This is a genomic window from Paucibacter sediminis, from assembly GCF_030254645.1.
Lineage (GTDB): Bacteria > Pseudomonadota > Gammaproteobacteria > Burkholderiales > Burkholderiaceae_C > Paucibacter_B > Paucibacter_B sediminis.
This window is the reverse complement of the sequence record NZ_CP116346.1, coordinates 2,669,137-2,685,964: the sequence shown is the minus strand read 5'-3', so window position 1 is coordinate 2,685,964 and position 16,828 is coordinate 2,669,137. Positions and strand designations below refer to the sequence as shown.

The following is a 16,828-nucleotide window of genomic DNA, read 5'->3' as shown; positions in this document are numbered from 1 at the left end:
TGGCGATGAGGATCTTGCTGAAACTGCTGCTCATACGGGAGCCCATGCCGGCTTGCGTTTCTCGAGAAAGGCGCTCACGCCCTCCATGCCCTCGGGCCCCAGCGCCGCGCGGGTGAAGGCCTCGGCCGCCTCGTCCACCAGGCTGGCCGGCGCATGCAGGCGCGCGCGCGCCATCAGCTGCTTGGTGGCGGCCAGCGCGGCCGGTGCGCATTGCAGGATCTCGCCCAGCACGCGCTGCAGGGCCGCATCCAGCTCGGCGCCAACGCCGTGCAGCTCGTGCAGCAGGCCCAGGGCCAGGGCCGCGCGCCCATCGAGCTTGCCGCCGGTGACGGCGAGGCGGCGGGCCTGCGAGTAGCCCAGGCGCTCCACCAGGAAGGGCGCGATCTGTGCCGGCACCACGCCCAGCGAGGTCTCGGGCAGGCGGAAGCTCACCGTCTCGCCGCCCAGGGCCACGTCGGCCACGCAGGCCAGGCCGAAGCCGCCGCCCATCACCACGCCCTCCAGCAGCGCCACGATGGCCAGCCTGCTGGCCGCGAAGGCGCCGCAGAGATGGCCGAAGGCGGCGTTCATCTCGGCCAGCACGGACGGGCCTTCGTCGGCCAGGCGCATGCGCGCGCCGGCCATGTCCTTGAGATCGCCGCCGGCGCAGAAATGCCCGCCCGCACCGCGCAGCACGATCACGCGCACCGTGGCATCGGCCTCGGCTGCCGCGAGCGCGGCGCGCAGCTCGGCCACCATGGCCATCGAGAGCGCGTTGCGCAGCTCGGGGCGATTCAGCGTCAGGTGCAGCACGCCGCCCTCATGGCGCAGCAGCAGGGTCTGGTAATCGGCCATATCGCTCAGCCCTTCGGCAGCGTGCCTTCGAGCTTGCAGATGATGGACAGCATCACCTCGTCGGCGCCGCCGCCGATCGAGACCAGGCGGCCATCGCGGTAGGACTGGCTGATGGGGTTGTCCCAGGTGAAGCCCATGCCGCCCCAGTACTGCAGGCAGGAATCGGACACCTCGCGGATCAGGCGGCCGCATTTGAGCTTGGCCATCGAGGCCAGCTTGGTGACGTCCTTGCCCGCCACATATTGATCCACCGCCGCGTAGGTGAGCGCGCGCAGCGCCTCCACCTCGGTGCGCAGTTCGGCCAGGCGGAAATGCACCACCTGGTTGTCGAGGATGGACTTGCCGAAGGCCTTGCGTTCGCGCGTGTAGCCGATCGTCAGGTCGATCAGCCGGTCCAGGTTCTTCAGCGAGCTGGCCGCGCCCCAGAGCCGCTCCTCCTGGAACTGCATCATCTGGAACATGAAGCCCATGCCCTCCTGGCCGATCAGGTTGCGCTGCGGCACACGCACGTTGTCGAAGAAGAGCTGGGCGGTGTCGGAGGCGTCCATGCCGATCTTGTGGATCTTCTGGCGCGTGATGCCCGGCAGGTCCATGGGCACGACGATCAGGCTCTTGTTCTTGTGCACCGGGCCATCGCTGGTGTTGACCAGCAGGCAGCACCAATCGGCCTGCATGCCGTTGGTGATCCACATCTTGCTGCCGTTGATCACATAGTCGCCGCCGTCCTTCTTCGCGCTGGTCTTGATGGCGGCCACGTCCGAGCCGCCGCCGGCCTCGGAGACGCCCAGGCAACCGACCAGATCGCCGGCGATCGAGGGCGCGAGGAACTCGCGCCGCAGCTCGTCCGAGCCGAAGCGCGCCAGCGCCGGGGTGCACATATCGGTGTGCACCCCGATGCCCATGGGCACGCCGGCGCAGTAGCAGGTGCCCAAGGCCTCGGCCATCACCATCGAGTAGCTGAAGTCCAGGCCCGCACCGCCGAATTCCTCGGGATATTTCAGGCCCAGCAGGCCCAGATTGCCCAGCTTCTTGAAGACCTCGTGGGCCGGGAACTGCTCGGCCTTCTCCCACGCGGGCACATGGGGGTTGAGCTCCTTCTCGACAAACTTCGTGACCGTGTCGGACAGGGCACGGTGTTCTGCGCTGAATTGCATCTCGGGTCTCCTCTGTTGTTCAGAATCGGGCCACGCCAAAGGCGTTTGGCCGCAGGGGGTGCGCCTCGGCCTCGCGTGCCAGCGCCAGGCCCAGGGCCAGCACGCGGCGCGTGTCGCGCGGGTCGATCACGCCGTCGTCCCACAAGCGTGCGGTACCAAAGAGCACGCTGGATTCGCGCTCGATGCGCTGGCGCAGCTGGTCGCTCATGGCGGCCAGGGCTTCGTCGTTGACCGGCGCGCCCATGCGCTCGAGCTTGGCGCGGTTGATGATGTCCATCACCTTGGCGGCCTGGGCCCCGCCCATCACCGAGGTGCGCGCGCTGGGCCAGCTGAAGATGAAGCGCGGGTCGAAGCCGCGCCCGCACATGCCGTAGTTGCCGGCGCCGAACGAGCCGCCCAACAGAAAAGTGAACTTCGGCACGCGCGCATTCGCCACCGCCTGGATCATCTTGGAACCATGCTTGATGGCGCCCTGGCGCTCGGCCTCGCGGCCCACCATATAGCCGGTGGTGTTCTGCAGAAACACCAGCGGCGTACCGCTCTGGTCGCAGAGCTGGATGAACTGCGCCGCCTTGGTGGAACCCTGCGGCTGGATCGCCCCGTTGTTGGCCAGGATGCCCACCAGCTGGCCCTCGATGCGGGCATGGCCGCACAGGGTCTCGCTGCCGTACGCGGCCTTGAACTCGAGGAAGTCCGAGCCGTCGACGATGCGCGCGATCACCTCGCGCGCATCGTAGGGCTCGCGCTCGTCGGCCGGCACCACGCCCAGCAGCTCGTCGGCGTCATGCAAGGGCGCGGGGCCGGGAGCCTGCACCGGCACGCTGGGCCAGTTGAGCTTGTCCATCAGCTCGCGCGTCAGCGCCAGCGCATGGGCGTCGTTCTCGGTGAGGTACTCGCCCAGGCCGGTGACGCTGGCATGCAGCTCGCTGCCGCCCAGCTCCTCGTCGGTGGCGTCTTCGCCGATGGCGGCCTTCACCAGCGGCGGGCCGGCCAGGTAGATGCTGGAGCGCTCGCGCACCAGCACCACATAGTCCGCCAGGCCCGGCAGATAGGCGCCGCCCGCGGTGGACGAGCCATGCACCACCGCGATCTGCGGAATGCCGGCGGCCGAGAGCCGCGCCTGGTTGGCAAAGCTGCGCCCGCCCTCCACGAACATCTCGCTCTGGTACATCAGGTTGGCGCCGCCGCTCTCCACCAGATAGATCAGCGGCAGCTTGTTCTCGCGCGCGATCTCCTGGGCGCGCAAGGCCTTCTTCAGGCCCATCGGCGCGACGGTGCCGCCCTTGATGGCGCTGTCGCTGGCCGAGATCAGCACGCGCTTGCCGGCCACCACGCCGATGCCGACGATGGAGCCGCCGCCCAGCACGCTCTTCTTGCCGTCGTCGTCGTGCAGCCCCAAGCCCGCCAGCGACGAGAGCTCCAGAAAGCCCGAGCCCCGGTCCAGCAGGCGCGCCACGCGCTCGCGCGGCAGGAGCTGACCCCGCGCCTCGAACTTGTCGCGCTTGGACGCCGATTCGGCGATCACCTTGGCCTCCAGCGCGCGCAGCTCGGCCAGCTTGGCCTGCATGGCCTCGGCATTGGCGGCGAAGGCCTTGGACTTGGGATTGAGGCGGCTCGCGAGCACGCTCACTTCAGCACCTCGGGGGTGGCGGCACGGTGGAAGCCGTTGAACGGTGTGGTGCCGGCATGGTCCAGATTCGGGAACATCGGATTGCCCAGCGAGGCCGCGCCATCGATCTGCAAGGTCACGCCGGTGATGAAGGCGGCGGCCGGCGAGAGCAGGAACACGATGGCCGCCGAGATCTCGGCCTCGCTGGCCAGGCGGCGCAGCGGCACATGGTTCTTGAGCTGGCGTATCAGCAGCTGGATCGCCGGCCCATAGCTGTCCATGCCGCTGGAGGCCACCCAGCCGGGCGCCACCGCGTTGACGCGCACGCCGGCATGGGCCCACTCGAAGGCGGCGCTCATGGTGAGGTTGCTCATGCCCGCGCGCGCCGCGCCGCTGTGCGCCATGCCGGGCATGCCGTTGCGGAAGTCCGCCGTCATATTGACCACCGCGCCGCCATGCTGCTGCAGGCTCTGGTTGAAAAGTTCGCGCATCATCAGAAAGCCGCCGGTGAGGTTGTTGCCCACCACGGCCTCGAAACCGCGCTTGGAGATGGCCATCAGCGGCGCGGGGAACTGGCCGCCGGCGTTGTTCACCAGGCCGGTGACCGGGCCATGCTGCGCCAGCACCGCGGCGATGTTGGCCTTGACGGCCTCCTCCTCGCGGATGTCGAAGGCGCGCCAGTCGCATTGGCCGCCGTCCTCGCGTATCTCTGCCGCCACGCGCTCGAGCTTGTCGGCGCTGCGGCCCGAGAGGATCACGGTGGCCCCCAGCGCCGCCAGCTCATGGGCGGTGCAGCGGCCGATGCCCGAGCCGGCACCGGTGACCCAGATGCGCTGCCCCTTGAACAAGCCCGGACGGAACACGCTGTCGTAGCGCCCCGCCCCCGTTCCATCTGCCTGACTCATGCCGCTGCCTCACCATCCGTTGCTCATCACGCGAATGACCGACAGCTTCCGTTAACGTCACCCTGCTTTCATATTGGTGATTACCATCAGGCGAACGGCAGGCAATCGGCCTAGCATGCTGAACATCCCAATCCGACCCGGAGTCTTGACCATGGATCTGCAAGCCATCACCGAAGCCCTGCGCGGCAAAGTAGGCGCCGAGAGCGGCCTCAACGCCGTCCTCAAGTTCGACCTGGGCGCCGATGGCGTGGCCGTGATCGACGGCAAGAGCATCCCCAACAGCGTCAGCAACGAGGATCGCGAGGCCGACTGCACCGTGGCCATCACGCGCGAGAACCTGATCGCCCTGCTGAGCGGCGAGCTCAACCCCATGAATGCCTTCATGATGGGCAAGATCAAGGTCAGCGGCGACATGGGCGTGGCGATGAAGCTGCAGCGCGTGGTCGGCTGAGGCCCGCGCTGATGATGAATTCGCGCGCCAAGGCCGCCGCGCTGGAGATGCTGGAAAGCAGCAACAGCGCACCGCAGGAGCAGCTCTACGGCATCACCCAGCTCTGCGACGAGTTCGAGCTGACGCCGCGGGCGATACGCTTCTACGAAGACAAGGGCCTGCTGGCGCCGCGGCGCGTCAATGGCGCGCGCGTCTACACCCAGCGCGACCGCGCACGGCTGAAGATCATCCTGCGCGCCAAGGCCATCGGCTCCTCGCTGGAGGAGATCAAGCATTACCTGGACCTCTATGGTTCGCATGGCGAGGGCCGCGCCAAGCAATTGCAGTGGACGCTGGAGCGCACCGGCGCGGCGATTGCCGAGCTGGAGCAAAAGCGCGCGCACATCGACGCCACCCTGGCCGAGCTGCGCCTGATCAACGAGACGGTGCGCGCCCAGCTCACCGCGGAGAAATCGACATGAGTCTGCCCCTCTTCCCCTCCAGCTGGATGAACGACGAGCACCGCATGCTGCAGGACAGCGTGGCGCGCTTCTTCAAGGAGCGCTGGGTGCCGCGCGCGGCCGAATGGCGCGAGGGCGGCATGATGGGCCGCGACACCTGGCTGGAAGCGGGCGCCAACGGCCTGCTGTGCACCGGCATCCCCGAGGCCTATGGCGGCGGCGGTGGCGACTTCGGCCACGAGGCGGTGATCCTGCTGGAACAGGCCAAGGCGAATCTGAGCGGCTTCGGCGGCGGCCTGCACTCGGCCATCGTCGGCCCCTACATCCTGCATTACGGCAACGAGGAGCAAAAAGCACGCTGGTTGCCGCGCATGGCCCGCGGCGAACTGGTCGGCGCGATCGCGATGACCGAACCCGGCACCGGATCCGACCTGCAGAGCGTGCGCACGGTGGCGCGCCGCGAAGGCGATGAGTACGTGCTGTCGGGCCAGAAGGTCTTCATCACGAATGGCCAGAACGCCAATCTGGTGGTGGTGGTCTGCAAGACCGACAAGAGCGCCGCGGCCAAGGGCATCTCGCTGCTGGTGGTTGAGGTGGAAAACGAAGATGGCAGCCTGGTGCCCGGCTACCGCCGCGGCCGCAACCTCGACAAGATCGGCATGAAGGCGCAGGACACCTCGGAGCTGTTCTTCGACGAGGTGCGCGTGCCGGTGGCCAATCTGTTGGGCGGCGCCCATGCCGCGCCCGGCGAGGGCGAGGGCCAGGGCTTCATCCAGCTGATGCAGGAGCTGCCGCAGGAGCGCCTCATCATCGCGGTGACCGCCGTCGGCGCGATGGAGCGCGCGCTCAGCGAGACCCTGGCCTATACCAAGGAGCGCAAGGCCTTCGGCAAATCGGTCTGGGACTTCCAGAACACCCGCTTCAAGCTGGCCGAGGTGCAGAGCCAGGTGTTGGCCGCGCGCGCCTTTGTGGACGCCTGCATGGACGCGCATCTGAAGGGCGAGCTCGACGCCGCGCGCGCCGCCCTGGCCAAGGCCTGGAGCACCGACCTGGCCTGCAAGGTGATGGACGAATGCCTGCAGCTTTTCGGCGGCTATGGCTACATGATGGAGTACCCGATCGCCGAGCTGTACGCCGACGCCCGCGTGGCGCGCATCTATGGCGGCACCAACGAGATCATGAAAGAGCTCGCGTCCCGCTTCATGTGAGTGGCGCCAGGAGACAACAATGTTCGACGCATACCTGTTTGATCATGTACGCACCCCGCGCGGCAAGGGCAAGAAGGATGGCCGCCTGCACCAGGTGAGCCCGGTGTGGCTGCTGCGCGGCCTGCTGCAGGCCCTGCAGCAGCGCCAGCATCTGGACACCGCCCTGGTGGACGATGTGGTGCTGGGCTGCGTGACCCCGGTGGGCGAGCAGGGCGCCGACATCGCGCGCACCGCGGTGCTGGACGCCGGCTGGGCCGAGAGCGTGGCCGGCGTGACGCAGTCGCGCTTCTGCGCCTCGGGGCTGGAAAGCATCAACCTCGCCGCCGCCAAGGTGGCAAGCGGCTTCGAGCAGCTGGTGGTGGCGGGCGGCGTGGAATCGATGAGCCGCTGGACCATGGGCAGCGATGGCGGCGCCTGGTTCATGGACCCGCGCGTCAATGAGGCCCTGGGCTTCATCCCGCAGGGCATCAGCGCCGATCTGATCGCGGCGCTGGAAGGATTTCGCCGCGCCGATGTGGACGCCTTCGCGGTGCAGTCGCACCAGCGCGCCGCGGCGGCGCGTGCGGCCGGGCACTTCGCGCGCTCCATCGTGCCGGTGCGCGACATCGCCGGCCTCACCCTGCTGGAGCACGACGAGACCATACGCCCGGCCACCACGCTGGAGACCCTGGCCAAGCTGGACCCCTCCTTCGCCATGATGGGGCAGATGGGTTTCGACGCCACCGCGCTGCGCAAATACACCACGCTGGAGCGCATCCCGCATATCCACCACGCCGGCAATTCCTCGGGCATCGTCGATGGCGCCGCGCTGATGCTGGTGGGCAGCCAGGCCGGCGGTGCGGCCGCCGGGCTGAAGCCGCGCGCGCGCATACGCGCTGCCGCGGTGATCGGCTCCGAGCCCACCATCATGCTCACCGGGCCCACGCCCGCCTGCCGCAAGGCGCTCAAGCAGGCCGGCATGCAGGCCGCCGACATCGACTTGTGGGAAATCAACGAGGCCTTTGCGGTGGTGCCGATGAAGACGGCGCGCGACCTGGGCGTCTCGCTGGAGCGTGTGAACGTGAACGGCGGTTCGATCGCCATGGGCCACCCGCTGGGCGCCACCGGCTGCATCATCCTCGGCACCCTGCTAGACGAGCTCGAAAGCCGCAACCTCAGCACCGGCTGCGCCACCCTGTGTGTGGGCGGCGGCATGGGCATCGCCACCATCATCGAGAGGGTTTGAACATCATGACGACAGCCTTGCGCATTGAAAAGGGCGACGACGGCGTGGTGCTGGCCACCATGGACCTGCCCGGCCATTCGATGAATGTGCTGAACGAGGCACTGGCCCAGCCGCTGGCGGGTCTGGCCGATCTGCTGGAACAGGACGCCTCGGTCACCGGTCTGATCCTGGCCTCGGGCAAGCGCGACTTCCTGGCCGGCGCCGATGTCGACCGGCTGCGCGCGCTCACAAACGCGCAGGAGGCCTTCGACGCGTCGATGCAGCTCAAGGGCTTCATACGCCGGCTGGAGCGCTGCGGCAAGCCGGTGGTGGCTGTCATCAACGGCATGTGCCTGGGCGGCGGGCTGGAGATCGCGATGGGCTGCCATTGGCGCATCGTCATCGATGACGGCAAGGCCAAGCTGGGCCTGCCCGAGGTAAAGCTGGGCCTGCTGCCGGGCGGCGGCGGCACGCAGCGCCTGCCGCGCCTGGTGGGCATGCAGCAGGCCCTGCAGTGGATGGGCGAAGGCAGCGAGGTGCGCGCGCCCCAAGCCCTCGCCAGCGGCCTGGTGAACGAACTCGCCGCCAGCCGCGACGAGGCCCTGGCCAAGGCACGCGCCTGGATCGCGGTCAACAAGAAGCCGGTGCAGCCCTGGGACGCGCCCAAGTTCCGTTATCCGGGCGGCGACTCGCGCTCGCCCGCCACCGCCCAGCTGTTCTCGATCGCGCCCTCGATGGCCTCGGCCAAGAGCTACGGCAACTACCCGGCGCTGACCCACATCATGTCCAGCGTGTTCGAGGGCGGGCTCACCGACATCGACCGCGCGCTGGAGATCGAGTCGCGCTACTTTGCCGCCTGCGTGACCAGCCAGGCCTCGAAGAACATGATCGGTACGCTCTGGTACCAGCTGAACGCGATCAAGAAGGGCGCGTCCAGGCCCGCCGGCGTGCCCGTGAACAAGGTGAAGAAGCTGGGCATCCTGGGCGCGGGCATGATGGGCTCGGGTATTGCCTATGTCTCGGCCAAGGCCGGCATGCAGGTGCTGCTGCTGGACAGCACGCAGGAGGCCGCCGAGAAGGGCAAGCGCTATGCGCAGGAGCTGCTGGACAAGGCGGTGAAGAAGGGCCGCAGCACGGCCGAGCAGCGCGAGGCGCTGCTGGCGCTGATCCAGCCGACCACCGACTACCAGGACCTGGCCGGCTGCGATCTGGTGATCGAGGCGGTGTTCGAGGACCGCGCCATCAAGGCCGATGTAACGCGCAAGGCCGAGGCCGTGATCGGCAGCGGCGCCGTGTTCGCCTCCAACACCTCCACCCTGCCCATCACTGGCCTGGCCCAGGCCAGCGTGCGGCCGGCGCAGTTCCTGGGCCTGCATTTCTTCTCGCCGGTGGACAAGATGCCGCTGGTGGAAATCATCGTCGGCAAGGAGACCTCGCCGGAGACGCTGGCGCGCGGCTTCGACTATGTGCAGCAGATCGCCAAGACCCCCATCGTGGTGAACGACTCGCGCGGCTTCTACACCAGCCGCGTGTTCGCCACCTATGTGATGGAGGGCATCGCCCTGCTCAAGGAGGGCGTGCATCCGCGCTCCATCGAGGCGGCCGGTCTGCAGGCCGGCATGCCGATGCCGCCGCTGGCGCTGCAGGACGAGGTCAGCCTGAGCCTGGGCGTGCATGTGGCCGACCAGACCCGCAAGGATCTGGCGGCCGAGGGCAAGCCCTACCACGAGCATCCGGGCGAAGCGGTGCTGCGCCAGCTGTGCGAGCTGGGGCGCGTGGGCAAGAAGGTCGGCAAGGGCTTTTACGACTGGGCCGACGGAGACAAGCAGCTCTGGCCCGGACTCGCCCAGCTCCACCCCGTGGCCGCGCAGCAGCCCGCCCAGCGCGAACTCATCGACCGGCTGATGTTTGCCCAGGCCAACGAGGCCGCGCGCTGCCTGCAGGAGGGCGTGTTGCGTTCGGTGGCCGACGCCAATATCGGCTCCATCTTCGGCTGGGGCTTTGCGCCCTTCCAGGGCGGTGCGCTGCAATTCATCAACGCCTATGGGCTGCCCGCCTTTGTCGCCCGCGCGCGCGCACTGGCCGCGGCCCATGGCGAGCGTTTTGCGCCGGCGCAGATCCTGGTGGAGATGGCCGAGCGCGGGGAGCGCTTCGCGGAGCAGTAGAACCTAGGCAGCGCTCAGTCGCGCAGCAAGGCCCCCAGCAGCGCCATGCCCAGCAGCAGCACCGCGGCCGTCAGGAGCAGCGGGGTCTTGAAGCTGCCGCTGGCCTGCACCATCAGGCCGCTGAGCGCCGGCGCGCTGATCTGCGCCACCCCGTAGCTGAGCGTCAACCTCGCCATCGCCTTGCCGGGGTTGGCCGGCGCGCGGCGCCCCACCACTGCGAGCGTGAGGCTGACGATGCCGATGAAGGTGGCACCGTAGAGCAAGGCACCGGCCAGGGCGGCGGGCAGGCCGTCGGAGAGCGCGGGCAGCAGCACCGAGATCACCTGCAGGCCCAGCGCCAGCAACAGGGCCGGCAATTCGGAGATGCGCCGCGCGACGCGGTCCCACAGGAACACCGCGGGCACCGCGGCCAGGCCCACCAGCAGCCAGGCGAGCGGCCCGCGCCCGGCCAGCAGCGGCTGGCGCTCGACGATGGCGACGGTGAAGGTGGCGCTGATCACAAAGCCCCAGCCGGCGCAGAAATACATGGCCATCATCAGCAGGGCCCAACGCCGTGGTGGCGCGGCCGTGGCGGCCTGGTGGGCCGGCGCGGCCGGCGGCACCGGTGGCCGCCAGCGCCAGGCCGGCCACAGAAAGGGCAGGCACAGCAGGCTCATGCCCCACCATTGCTGCGCCCAATCGAGCTGCAGGGCCGACAGCAACATCGCCCCCAGGGCCGACACCACGATGCCCAGGCCCAGGCCGATGAAGTGCACGCCCAGTTCGGGCCGGTGGCCGGCACGCATCAGCCAGTTCAGCACCAGGCCGGTACCCAGCAGCATGCCGGCCGCGCCGCTCAGGCCGCCCAGAAAGCGCAGCAAGGCCCAGGCCCACCATTGCTGCGTCCAGGCCATCGCCACGGCGCTGAGGATGGCCAGCGGCAGGCCGGCGCTGAAGAGGCGGTGGCGCCAGCGCGCATCGTCCATCCAGGAGGCCAGCAGCGCGCCGGCCATATAGCCCATGTAGTTGAAAGCCGCCAGGCCGCCGGCCGCGGCATCGCTGAGGCCGGCCTGGGCCTGCATCAGCGGCAGCAAGGGGGTGTAGGCAAAGCGCGCCAGGCCGATGCAAAGCACCAGGGAGCAAATGCCGGCGACGGAGACCTGCCAGGGCTGAAGAGGACGCATGGCCGCCAGACTAGCAGCCCTGCCCCCTGCCGCGCTTACACCTGGGCGACAGGCTGGAAGCGTTCGTGGATCGCCAGCACCTCGTCCCAGGCACCCAGGAAGGCATCCACGCAGTCCGGATCGAAATGCGAGCCGGAGGATTCCTCCAGATAGCCGCGCGCCTTCTCCAGGCTCCAGGGGCGCTTGTAGGGGCGCTCGGTGGTGAGGGCATCGAAGACATCGGCCACCGCGACGATGCGGCCCTGCAGCGGGATCTTCTTGCCCGCCAGGCCATGGGGGTAGCCGCTGCCGTCGAACTTCTCGTGGTGGCTCAGCGCCACCACCGCGGCCTGCTGCAGCACCGGCGAGGGGCTGCCCTGCAGGATCTCGTGGCCGATGCGGGCATGGTCGCGCATCACCTCGAGCTCGGGCTGATCGAGCCGGCCGGGCTTGAGCAGCACCTGGTCGGGGATGCCCACCTTGCCGATGTCGTGCATGGGCGCGGCGCGGAACAAGATGTCCTGGTCGTCGCTGGTGAGGCCCAGGCGGCGCGCGATCAGCTTGGAGTAATGCGCCATGCGCATCACATGGCTGCCGGTGTCGGGGTCGCGGTATTCGGCGGCGCGCGAGAGGCGGAAGATGGTGTCGCGCTCGCGCTCGACGATCTCCTGCGTGGCACGCCGCACCTCCTCGGCCAGCCAGCTCGCGCGCATCGCCAGGGCCAGCTGGCCGCGCCGCAGCGCCAGCATATTGCGCGAGCGGGCCAGGAACTCGACCGGGTCCAGCGGCTTGGTGAGAAAGTCGTTGGCGCCCGACTGCAGCGCGTCGTAGCGCACCTGCACCTCGGCGTTGGCGGTCACCATCAGGAGCGGCACGTCGGCGCGCGAGGATTCGGCGCGCAGCCGCTTGATGAATTCCAGGCCATTCAGGCCGGGCATCATGTAGTCGACGATGACGAGATCGGGGTCCTGCTGCAGGCACCACTGCAGGGCGGCGTCGGCATCGCTGAAGGCATGCGCCTGACCCGCATCGAGCTGCTTGACCAGCTCGCCCAGCAGGGCCAGATTGACCGGATTGTCATCAACGAGAACGATATTCAAACGAATGATTCCGACGCAAGTCTTGAGCCGCTGACGCACCACGATCCGGCACGGTGGTACGGGTCGGCGCTGACGCCGACGCGGTCTGGATGGCCCGTGTAACTGATTGTGCGTTTGCTGGCCGCACAAAGGCATCCCTTGGGCGAGGGGGCTGGGCTTGAATTACGGCGCTGTGCGCACATCTGCCCCACCTGACCTCAACGAAAGGCAAGCGCATGGCCTTGTTCCTGGTATTCATGCTGGCCATGCTGCTGATTGCCGGCATCGTGCTGGCGCCGCGCTGGCAGGCCCGCCGCCGCGCCCGCCTGGCACGGCAGAGCTTTCCCGCCGCCTGGCGGCGCATCCTGCGTCGGCGCGTGCCCTATGTGCAGCGCCTGCCGGCCGATCTGCAGCTCAGGCTCAAGGGGCTGATGCAGGTCTTTCTGGCCGAGAAGCAGTTCATCGGCTGCGCCGGCTTCGTCATCAGCGACGAGGTGCGCGTCACCATCGCGGCCCAGGCGTGCCTGCCGCTGCTGGGGGCCGAGCGCGGCTTCTACCCGCGGCTCTCGCAGATCCTGGTCTATCCAGGCGCCTTTGCGGTGCAGCGGGTGCACACCGGTGCCGCGGGCGTGCAGATGGAGCAGCGCCAGGTGCTGTCGGGGGAATCATGGAGCCAGGGGCAGGTGGTGCTGTCCTGGCAGGATGTGGTGGCCGGCGCGGCCGAGCCGGGCGACGGGCAGAACGTGGTGATCCACGAATTCGCCCACCAGCTGGACCAGGAAAAAGGCCATGCCAATGGCGCACCCCTGCTGGCCAGCAAGGCGGCCTATGCGCGCTGGTCGGCGGTGATGCAGGGGGAGTTTGATGCCTTGCGCGCACGCGCCGAGGCCGGGGTCCCGAGCCTGATGAGCGACTATGGCGCCACCGATCCGGCCGAGTTCTTCGCTGTGGCCAGCGAGGTCTTCTTCGAGCGGCCGGCCGAGCTGGCCGGCTGGCATCCCGCGCTGTACGCTGAGCTGAGCCGCTATTACCGGCTCAATCCGCTCAGCTGGCAGTAAAGATCAAAGCGATCAGCGACGCTGCGGACGCGGCGCACCGCCGCCACCCGAACGCTCGATGTGACGGAAGGTGATGCGGCCCTTGCTGAGGTCGTAGGGCGAGAGTTCCAGCGACACCTTGTCACCCGCGAGGATGCGGATGTGGTGCTTCTTCATCTTGCCGGCGGTGTAGGCAACCAGTTGGTGGCCGTTGTCCAGGGTGACGCGGAAACGCGTGTCCGGCAGGACCTCGTCCACCATGCCTTGCATTTCAATCAGTTCTTCTTTGGCCATGGTGTAACTCCGGTATCGCCCTGTACCCGCGATCTGCAGGCTGGGCTGGGTGATAAGACGCTGTCCATCCGGGCACAACCAGAGTGAAGCGCGCAAAACAAAACCGCTGCAACACAGAATGTCCGCAGCGGCAGCGCCCTAATGTAAGGGAAATCGCGCTTGAAAGCAAGGTTTATGCCTTATATGGCGGGCGACCGGCTCAGCTCCACAGGTCCAGCGGCGGCTGGCGCGTGATGGCGCGCAGCAGATCGCTGCGCGACAGAAAGCCCTCCACGCCGCCGCCCTCGCCCACCACCGGCAGGCCCGGCAGGCGCAGGTCCAGCAGCAGCTGCGCCACCTCGCGCAAGGGCGTGTCGAGATGGGCGCTGGGGATGGGCGTCCACATCAGCGCCGCCACCGGCAGCGCGAGACGATCCTTCCACAGCTGCGGCTCGAACACCTCGGGGGTGTCGAAGGCGCGCAGCGGCAGCAGATCGGCGCGCGAAATCAGCCCCACCAGCCGCTGGCGCGCATCCAGCACCGGCGCCTGCCCATAGCCGCGCTGGGCCAGCAGGCTCCAGGCCTCGGCCACGCTCGCCCCCACCGGCACCGACAGCACCTCCCGGCTCATCAATTCCTGCACCAGGCTGAGGGCCTGGCGCTCGGCCTGCCCCTGCTGGGTCTGGGCATAGGCGGCCAGGGCCTGGCGCGGCGCGCGCTCGCCGCCGCGACCAAGCCGGCCGTAGTCGTTGCCGGGCACCGGCAGGCCGCGCACGATGGAGGGCAGCAAGGCCTGCTCGTTGCGCCCGATCGCCGCCGCCGCGCGCACCCGCGCTACCGCCTGCACCGGCGCCAGCTCGCGCACGCCATCCAGGCTGCCGCTGTAGACGCGCCCATTGAGGCCGTAGACCGTGAACATCAGCCCGCCTCGCTTTCTTCGCCCACCTGCTCCACGCGGTTGCGGCCCAGGCGCTTGGCCTGGTACATGGCGCGGTCGGCCGCCGCGATGAGCGACTCCGGGCTGTCCGCCTCGCTCAGCGGATGGCCACAGACACCGACGCTGATGGTGACGGCGATCTGCTGGCCGCCCCATGGGGTGAAGGTGTGCTGCACCGCCTGACGCAGCGCATCGGCCAGCACGCGGGCGCCCTCGGCCTGCGTGTCGGGCAGCAGCACGAGGAATTCCTCGCCGCCGAAGCGGCCGATCTGGTCCTGCGCGCGCAGCCGGCTGGCCAGGGTCTGCGCCACCTGGCGCAGCACCGCGTCGCCAGCCTGGTGGCCGTGGTTGTCGTTGACGGCCTTGAAGTGATCGATGTCCACCATCAGCACCGAGAGCCATTGCCCCTGGCGCCGCGCCCGCGCCACGCTGCTGCGCAGCAGGTCCAGGATGGCGCGCCGGTTCGCCAGCCCGGTGAGCACATCGCGCATCGCGAGTTCGAAGCTGCGCCGCTCGGCACGCTCGAGATTCATGTAGACAAAGCCCAGGCCGAAGCTCAGCACCGCCACCATCGCGACCAGCACCAGCATGGCCTGCCAGCGGTAGTTGGCCAGCGCATCGCCGGCATCCAGCCAGCCCAGCAGCATGCCCAGGGCGCGCAACAGCAGGATGGTGCCCAGCACCGCCGCACCCGTCACCAGCATCCAGCGCCCGCGCCCCAGCACGGGCCGGCGACGACTCAGCAAGACCTGCAGCACCAGACCCAGCTGCGCGGGGAACAGCGTGCCACCCACGATCACGCGGATCCGGTAGGCATCGATGAACAAGGCATACAGGCCCAGCGCCAGCAGCACCGGCAAACCCATCAGCAGCGGCCTGGGCCGGATGCCCTGGAAGCGCCACAGCGACAGCAGCATGAGCGCGAAGGCCAGCGAGAGTACGCCGTTGCCCAGCACCACCGACCAGAAGTCACCGATCACGCCGCGAAAGCCGTAGAGCACATTGCTGACGGCAAAGGCGCACATAACGGCGGCCCAGGACCACAGCGCCTCGCTGCGGCGTTGCCCCCAGGCCATGACGCCTACCCACCCCGCCATCACGAAGGCCACGACGGTCACCACCAGGAAGAGGGTCGGCATGTCCAAGGGCATGGCCCATTCTATGCACGTGACATCGGCGGCTCATGTCACGGCATGGGCGCCATCGGCGCCGGTGTCGGCGCGCTCAGCGCGTGTTTACGCTCTCAGGCGCTGCGGCCCGAACGCGCCACTTCCTCGTAGGCCTTGAGTCCGGCGCTGAGGCCATTCGCGGCGGCGGCCTTTTCCTCGGCGATCAGCTCGGCCAGGGACTTGGGATGCTTGAAGTCGTAGGCCTGCTGCTCGAACTCGGTGACGCGGCCGTCCTTGTTGCCATCGGCGGGCTCGAAGGCGGCCTCGGGCTTGTTGCTGCTGGCCTGCGCGGCCGTGCCGGTCACGTCGGTCGCGCCGGTCGCGCCGGTTTCGGCGGCGGGCTGGGCCGGGGCGGTCTTGGCGGGCTGGCCGGCCACGGCCTGCTCGGCCAGCTTGGCACCCTGCTGGGAGATCTGCACCACCGTGGTGTCATCCTCGGTGACGGGCTTGTTATGGGTCGCGGCTTCCTGACGCTTCAGGGCCTCGTCGGCATGAGGACGCTGGGTCGGTGCGCTGGCGGCGGCGGCTGGGTTCGCGGCGCTGGTACTCGGAATGGAAGTGACCATGATGAGCTCCTCAAATAGGAGGCTGCGGGGCGGGAAGTCCGGGGTGCGATACAGGCACCAGCGGTATTGAGGCCCCGCCCATACGCAGGTTTTCGGCAAGACCGGAGCGGACTTTAACCGCTATGCGCCTTTATCAATCAACCGGCAGGGCGGTCTCGTACTTCACCTCGCGCAACACCACGTTGCTGCGCACGCTGGCCACGCCCGGCACCTTGAAGATGCGGCTCTGCAGAAACTGGTCGTAGGCCTTCATATCGGGCACCACCACCTTGATGACATAGTCGGCCTCGCCGGTGATGCCGTGGCATTCGATGATTTCGCGGCTGCTCTGCACCAGCTGCTCGAACTGCTCCACCGCGCCCTCGCTGTGCCGCACCAGGCTCACGTTCGCCAGCACGCAGATCGACAGGCCCAGCTTCTCGCGGTCCACCAGGGCCACGTGGCGGCGGATCACCCCGCTCTCTTCCAGCTCCTTGATGCGCCGCCACACCGGCGTGGCCGAGAGGCCGACCTTGTCGGCCAGCTGCTGGGTGCTCTGGCGCCCGTCGGCCTGCAGGGCCTCAAGGATGAGGCGCGTGGCCCGATCAAAACGTTCGTTTTCCATTTCAACCACCTTTGAGAGGAATTCTCTCATCAGCAGCCTTGACAGTAGCGA

17 protein-coding genes are annotated in these 16,828 nt (G+C 68.5%); 6 read left to right on the top strand and 11 right to left on the bottom strand.

Annotated elements, in window-relative coordinates; translation table 11 throughout:
* Positions 1–30 precede the first annotated feature (30 nt).
* From PFX98_RS12465 to PFX98_RS12450, 4 genes are read right to left on the bottom strand one after another with little or no spacing between them, the layout of a single operon-like run.
* Positions 31–834 carry an enoyl-CoA hydratase/isomerase family protein gene (locus tag PFX98_RS12465; RefSeq protein ID WP_285230828.1) on the bottom strand — a complete coding sequence of 268 codons (804 nt, stop codon included), beginning with the start codon at positions 832–834 and terminating at the stop codon, positions 31–33.
* 5 nt (positions 835–839) lie between these two features.
* Positions 840–1,988 (bottom strand): acyl-CoA dehydrogenase family protein, encoded by a 1,149-nt coding sequence (locus PFX98_RS12460; protein WP_285230827.1) that lies wholly within the window; start codon positions 1,986–1,988, stop codon positions 840–842.
* A 19-nt stretch (positions 1,989–2,007) separates the two neighbouring features.
* On the bottom strand, positions 2,008–3,618 hold the full coding sequence (locus tag PFX98_RS12455; RefSeq protein WP_285230826.1) for an acyl-CoA carboxylase subunit beta: 1,611 nt from the start codon (positions 3,616–3,618) through the stop codon (positions 2,008–2,010).
* Positions 3,615–4,502, bottom strand: a complete 888-nt coding sequence (locus PFX98_RS12450) for an SDR family oxidoreductase (protein WP_285230825.1) — start codon at positions 4,500–4,502, stop codon at positions 3,615–3,617. Before PFX98_RS12450 ends, PFX98_RS12455 begins: the two co-directional genes overlap by 4 nt.
* 151 nt (positions 4,503–4,653) lie before the next feature.
* On the opposite strand from PFX98_RS12450, the gene PFX98_RS12445 reads away from it, so the two are divergent.
* Genes PFX98_RS12445 through PFX98_RS12425 form a run of 5 tightly spaced genes read left to right on the top strand, consistent with a single transcriptional unit; the run spans position 4,654 to position 9,970 of the window.
* On the top strand, positions 4,654–4,953 hold the full coding sequence (locus PFX98_RS12445; RefSeq protein WP_285230824.1) for an SCP2 sterol-binding domain-containing protein: 300 nt from the start codon (positions 4,654–4,656) through the stop codon (positions 4,951–4,953).
* An 11-nt stretch (positions 4,954–4,964) separates the two neighbouring features.
* Positions 4,965–5,414, top strand: a complete 450-nt coding sequence (locus PFX98_RS12440; RefSeq protein ID WP_285230823.1) for a MerR family transcriptional regulator — start codon at positions 4,965–4,967, stop codon at positions 5,412–5,414.
* Positions 5,411–6,601, top strand: a complete 1,191-nt coding sequence (locus PFX98_RS12435) for an acyl-CoA dehydrogenase family protein (protein WP_285230822.1) — start codon at positions 5,411–5,413, stop codon at positions 6,599–6,601. Before PFX98_RS12440 ends, PFX98_RS12435 begins: the two co-directional genes overlap by 4 nt.
* A 19-nt stretch (positions 6,602–6,620) precedes the next feature.
* Positions 6,621–7,826: an acetyl-CoA C-acetyltransferase gene (locus PFX98_RS12430; protein WP_285230821.1), complete on the top strand. Its 1,206-nt coding sequence runs from the start codon at positions 6,621–6,623 to the stop codon at positions 7,824–7,826.
* Positions 7,827–7,831: 5 nt separating this feature from the next.
* The gene (locus PFX98_RS12425) at positions 7,832–9,970 is read left to right on the top strand and encodes a 3-hydroxyacyl-CoA dehydrogenase NAD-binding domain-containing protein (RefSeq protein ID WP_285230820.1); all 2,139 of its coding nucleotides are present in this window, start codon (positions 7,832–7,834) and stop codon (positions 9,968–9,970) included.
* Positions 9,971–9,984: 14 nt separating this feature from the next.
* Here PFX98_RS12425 and PFX98_RS12420 read toward each other — a convergent pair whose 3' ends face one another.
* Together PFX98_RS12420 and PFX98_RS12415 are read right to left on the bottom strand one after the other, a co-directional pair.
* The gene (locus PFX98_RS12420; protein ID WP_285230819.1) at positions 9,985–11,133 is read right to left on the bottom strand and encodes a YbfB/YjiJ family MFS transporter; all 1,149 of its coding nucleotides are present in this window, start codon (positions 11,131–11,133) and stop codon (positions 9,985–9,987) included.
* A gap of 35 nt (positions 11,134–11,168) precedes the next feature.
* On the bottom strand, positions 11,169–12,212 hold the full coding sequence (locus PFX98_RS12415; protein ID WP_285230818.1) for an HD domain-containing phosphohydrolase: 1,044 nt from the start codon (positions 12,210–12,212) through the stop codon (positions 11,169–11,171).
* A gap of 215 nt (positions 12,213–12,427) precedes the next feature.
* Here PFX98_RS12415 and PFX98_RS12410 point away from each other — a divergent pair, with 215 nt between their 5' ends.
* Positions 12,428–13,249 carry a M90 family metallopeptidase gene (locus tag PFX98_RS12410; RefSeq protein ID WP_285230817.1) on the top strand — a complete coding sequence of 274 codons (822 nt, stop codon included), beginning with the start codon at positions 12,428–12,430 and terminating at the stop codon, positions 13,247–13,249.
* A 12-nt stretch (positions 13,250–13,261) separates the two neighbouring features.
* On the opposite strand, the gene infA is transcribed toward PFX98_RS12410, so the two are convergent.
* From infA to PFX98_RS12385, 5 genes are all read right to left on the bottom strand, one after another.
* Positions 13,262–13,522 carry a translation initiation factor IF-1 gene (gene infA, locus PFX98_RS12405; RefSeq protein ID WP_285230816.1) on the bottom strand — a complete coding sequence of 87 codons (261 nt, stop codon included), beginning with the start codon at positions 13,520–13,522 and terminating at the stop codon, positions 13,262–13,264.
* Between the two features lie 199 nt (positions 13,523–13,721).
* Complete coding sequence (locus tag PFX98_RS12400; RefSeq protein ID WP_285230815.1) at positions 13,722–14,420, bottom strand: CBS domain-containing protein; 699 nt, start codon at positions 14,418–14,420, stop codon at positions 13,722–13,724.
* Positions 14,420–15,589 carry a GGDEF domain-containing protein gene (locus tag PFX98_RS12395; protein ID WP_285230814.1) on the bottom strand — a complete coding sequence of 390 codons (1,170 nt, stop codon included), beginning with the start codon at positions 15,587–15,589 and terminating at the stop codon, positions 14,420–14,422. Before PFX98_RS12395 ends, PFX98_RS12400 begins: the two co-directional genes overlap by 1 nt.
* Before the next feature lie 92 nt (positions 15,590–15,681).
* Complete coding sequence (locus PFX98_RS12390; protein ID WP_285230813.1) at positions 15,682–16,173, bottom strand: hypothetical protein; 492 nt, start codon at positions 16,171–16,173, stop codon at positions 15,682–15,684.
* A gap of 133 nt (positions 16,174–16,306) precedes the next feature.
* Complete coding sequence (locus tag PFX98_RS12385; RefSeq protein WP_285230812.1) at positions 16,307–16,777, bottom strand: Lrp/AsnC family transcriptional regulator; 471 nt, start codon at positions 16,775–16,777, stop codon at positions 16,307–16,309.
* Positions 16,778–16,828: the final 51 nt, after the last annotated feature.

Coding starts and splice junctions, on each gene's coding strand:
- PFX98_RS12460 (WP_285230827.1), bottom strand. CDS start 1,988: ATGCAATTCAGCGCAGAACACCGTGCCCTGTCCGACACGGTCACGAAG.
- PFX98_RS12420 (WP_285230819.1), bottom strand. CDS start 11,133: ATGCGTCCTCTTCAGCCCTGGCAGGTCTCCGTCGCCGGCATTTGCTCC.
- PFX98_RS12385 (WP_285230812.1), bottom strand. CDS start 16,777: ATGGAAAACGAACGTTTTGATCGGGCCACGCGCCTCATCCTTGAGGCC.
- PFX98_RS12425 (WP_285230820.1), top strand. CDS start 7,832: ATGACGACAGCCTTGCGCATTGAAAAGGGCGACGACGGCGTGGTGCTG.
- PFX98_RS12465 (WP_285230828.1), bottom strand. CDS start 834: ATGGCCGATTACCAGACCCTGCTGCTGCGCCATGAGGGCGGCGTGCTG.
- PFX98_RS12435 (WP_285230822.1), top strand. CDS start 5,411: ATGAGTCTGCCCCTCTTCCCCTCCAGCTGGATGAACGACGAGCACCGC.
- PFX98_RS12440 (WP_285230823.1), top strand. CDS start 4,965: ATGATGAATTCGCGCGCCAAGGCCGCCGCGCTGGAGATGCTGGAAAGC.
- infA (WP_285230816.1), bottom strand. CDS start 13,522: ATGGCCAAAGAAGAACTGATTGAAATGCAAGGCATGGTGGACGAGGTC.
- PFX98_RS12395 (WP_285230814.1), bottom strand. CDS start 15,589: ATGCCCTTGGACATGCCGACCCTCTTCCTGGTGGTGACCGTCGTGGCC.
- PFX98_RS12430 (WP_285230821.1), top strand. CDS start 6,621: ATGTTCGACGCATACCTGTTTGATCATGTACGCACCCCGCGCGGCAAG.
- PFX98_RS12445 (WP_285230824.1), top strand. CDS start 4,654: ATGGATCTGCAAGCCATCACCGAAGCCCTGCGCGGCAAAGTAGGCGCC.
- PFX98_RS12450 (WP_285230825.1), bottom strand. CDS start 4,502: ATGAGTCAGGCAGATGGAACGGGGGCGGGGCGCTACGACAGCGTGTTC.
- PFX98_RS12400 (WP_285230815.1), bottom strand. CDS start 14,420: ATGTTCACGGTCTACGGCCTCAATGGGCGCGTCTACAGCGGCAGCCTG.
- PFX98_RS12390 (WP_285230813.1), bottom strand. CDS start 16,173: ATGGTCACTTCCATTCCGAGTACCAGCGCCGCGAACCCAGCCGCCGCC.
- PFX98_RS12410 (WP_285230817.1), top strand. CDS start 12,428: ATGGCCTTGTTCCTGGTATTCATGCTGGCCATGCTGCTGATTGCCGGC.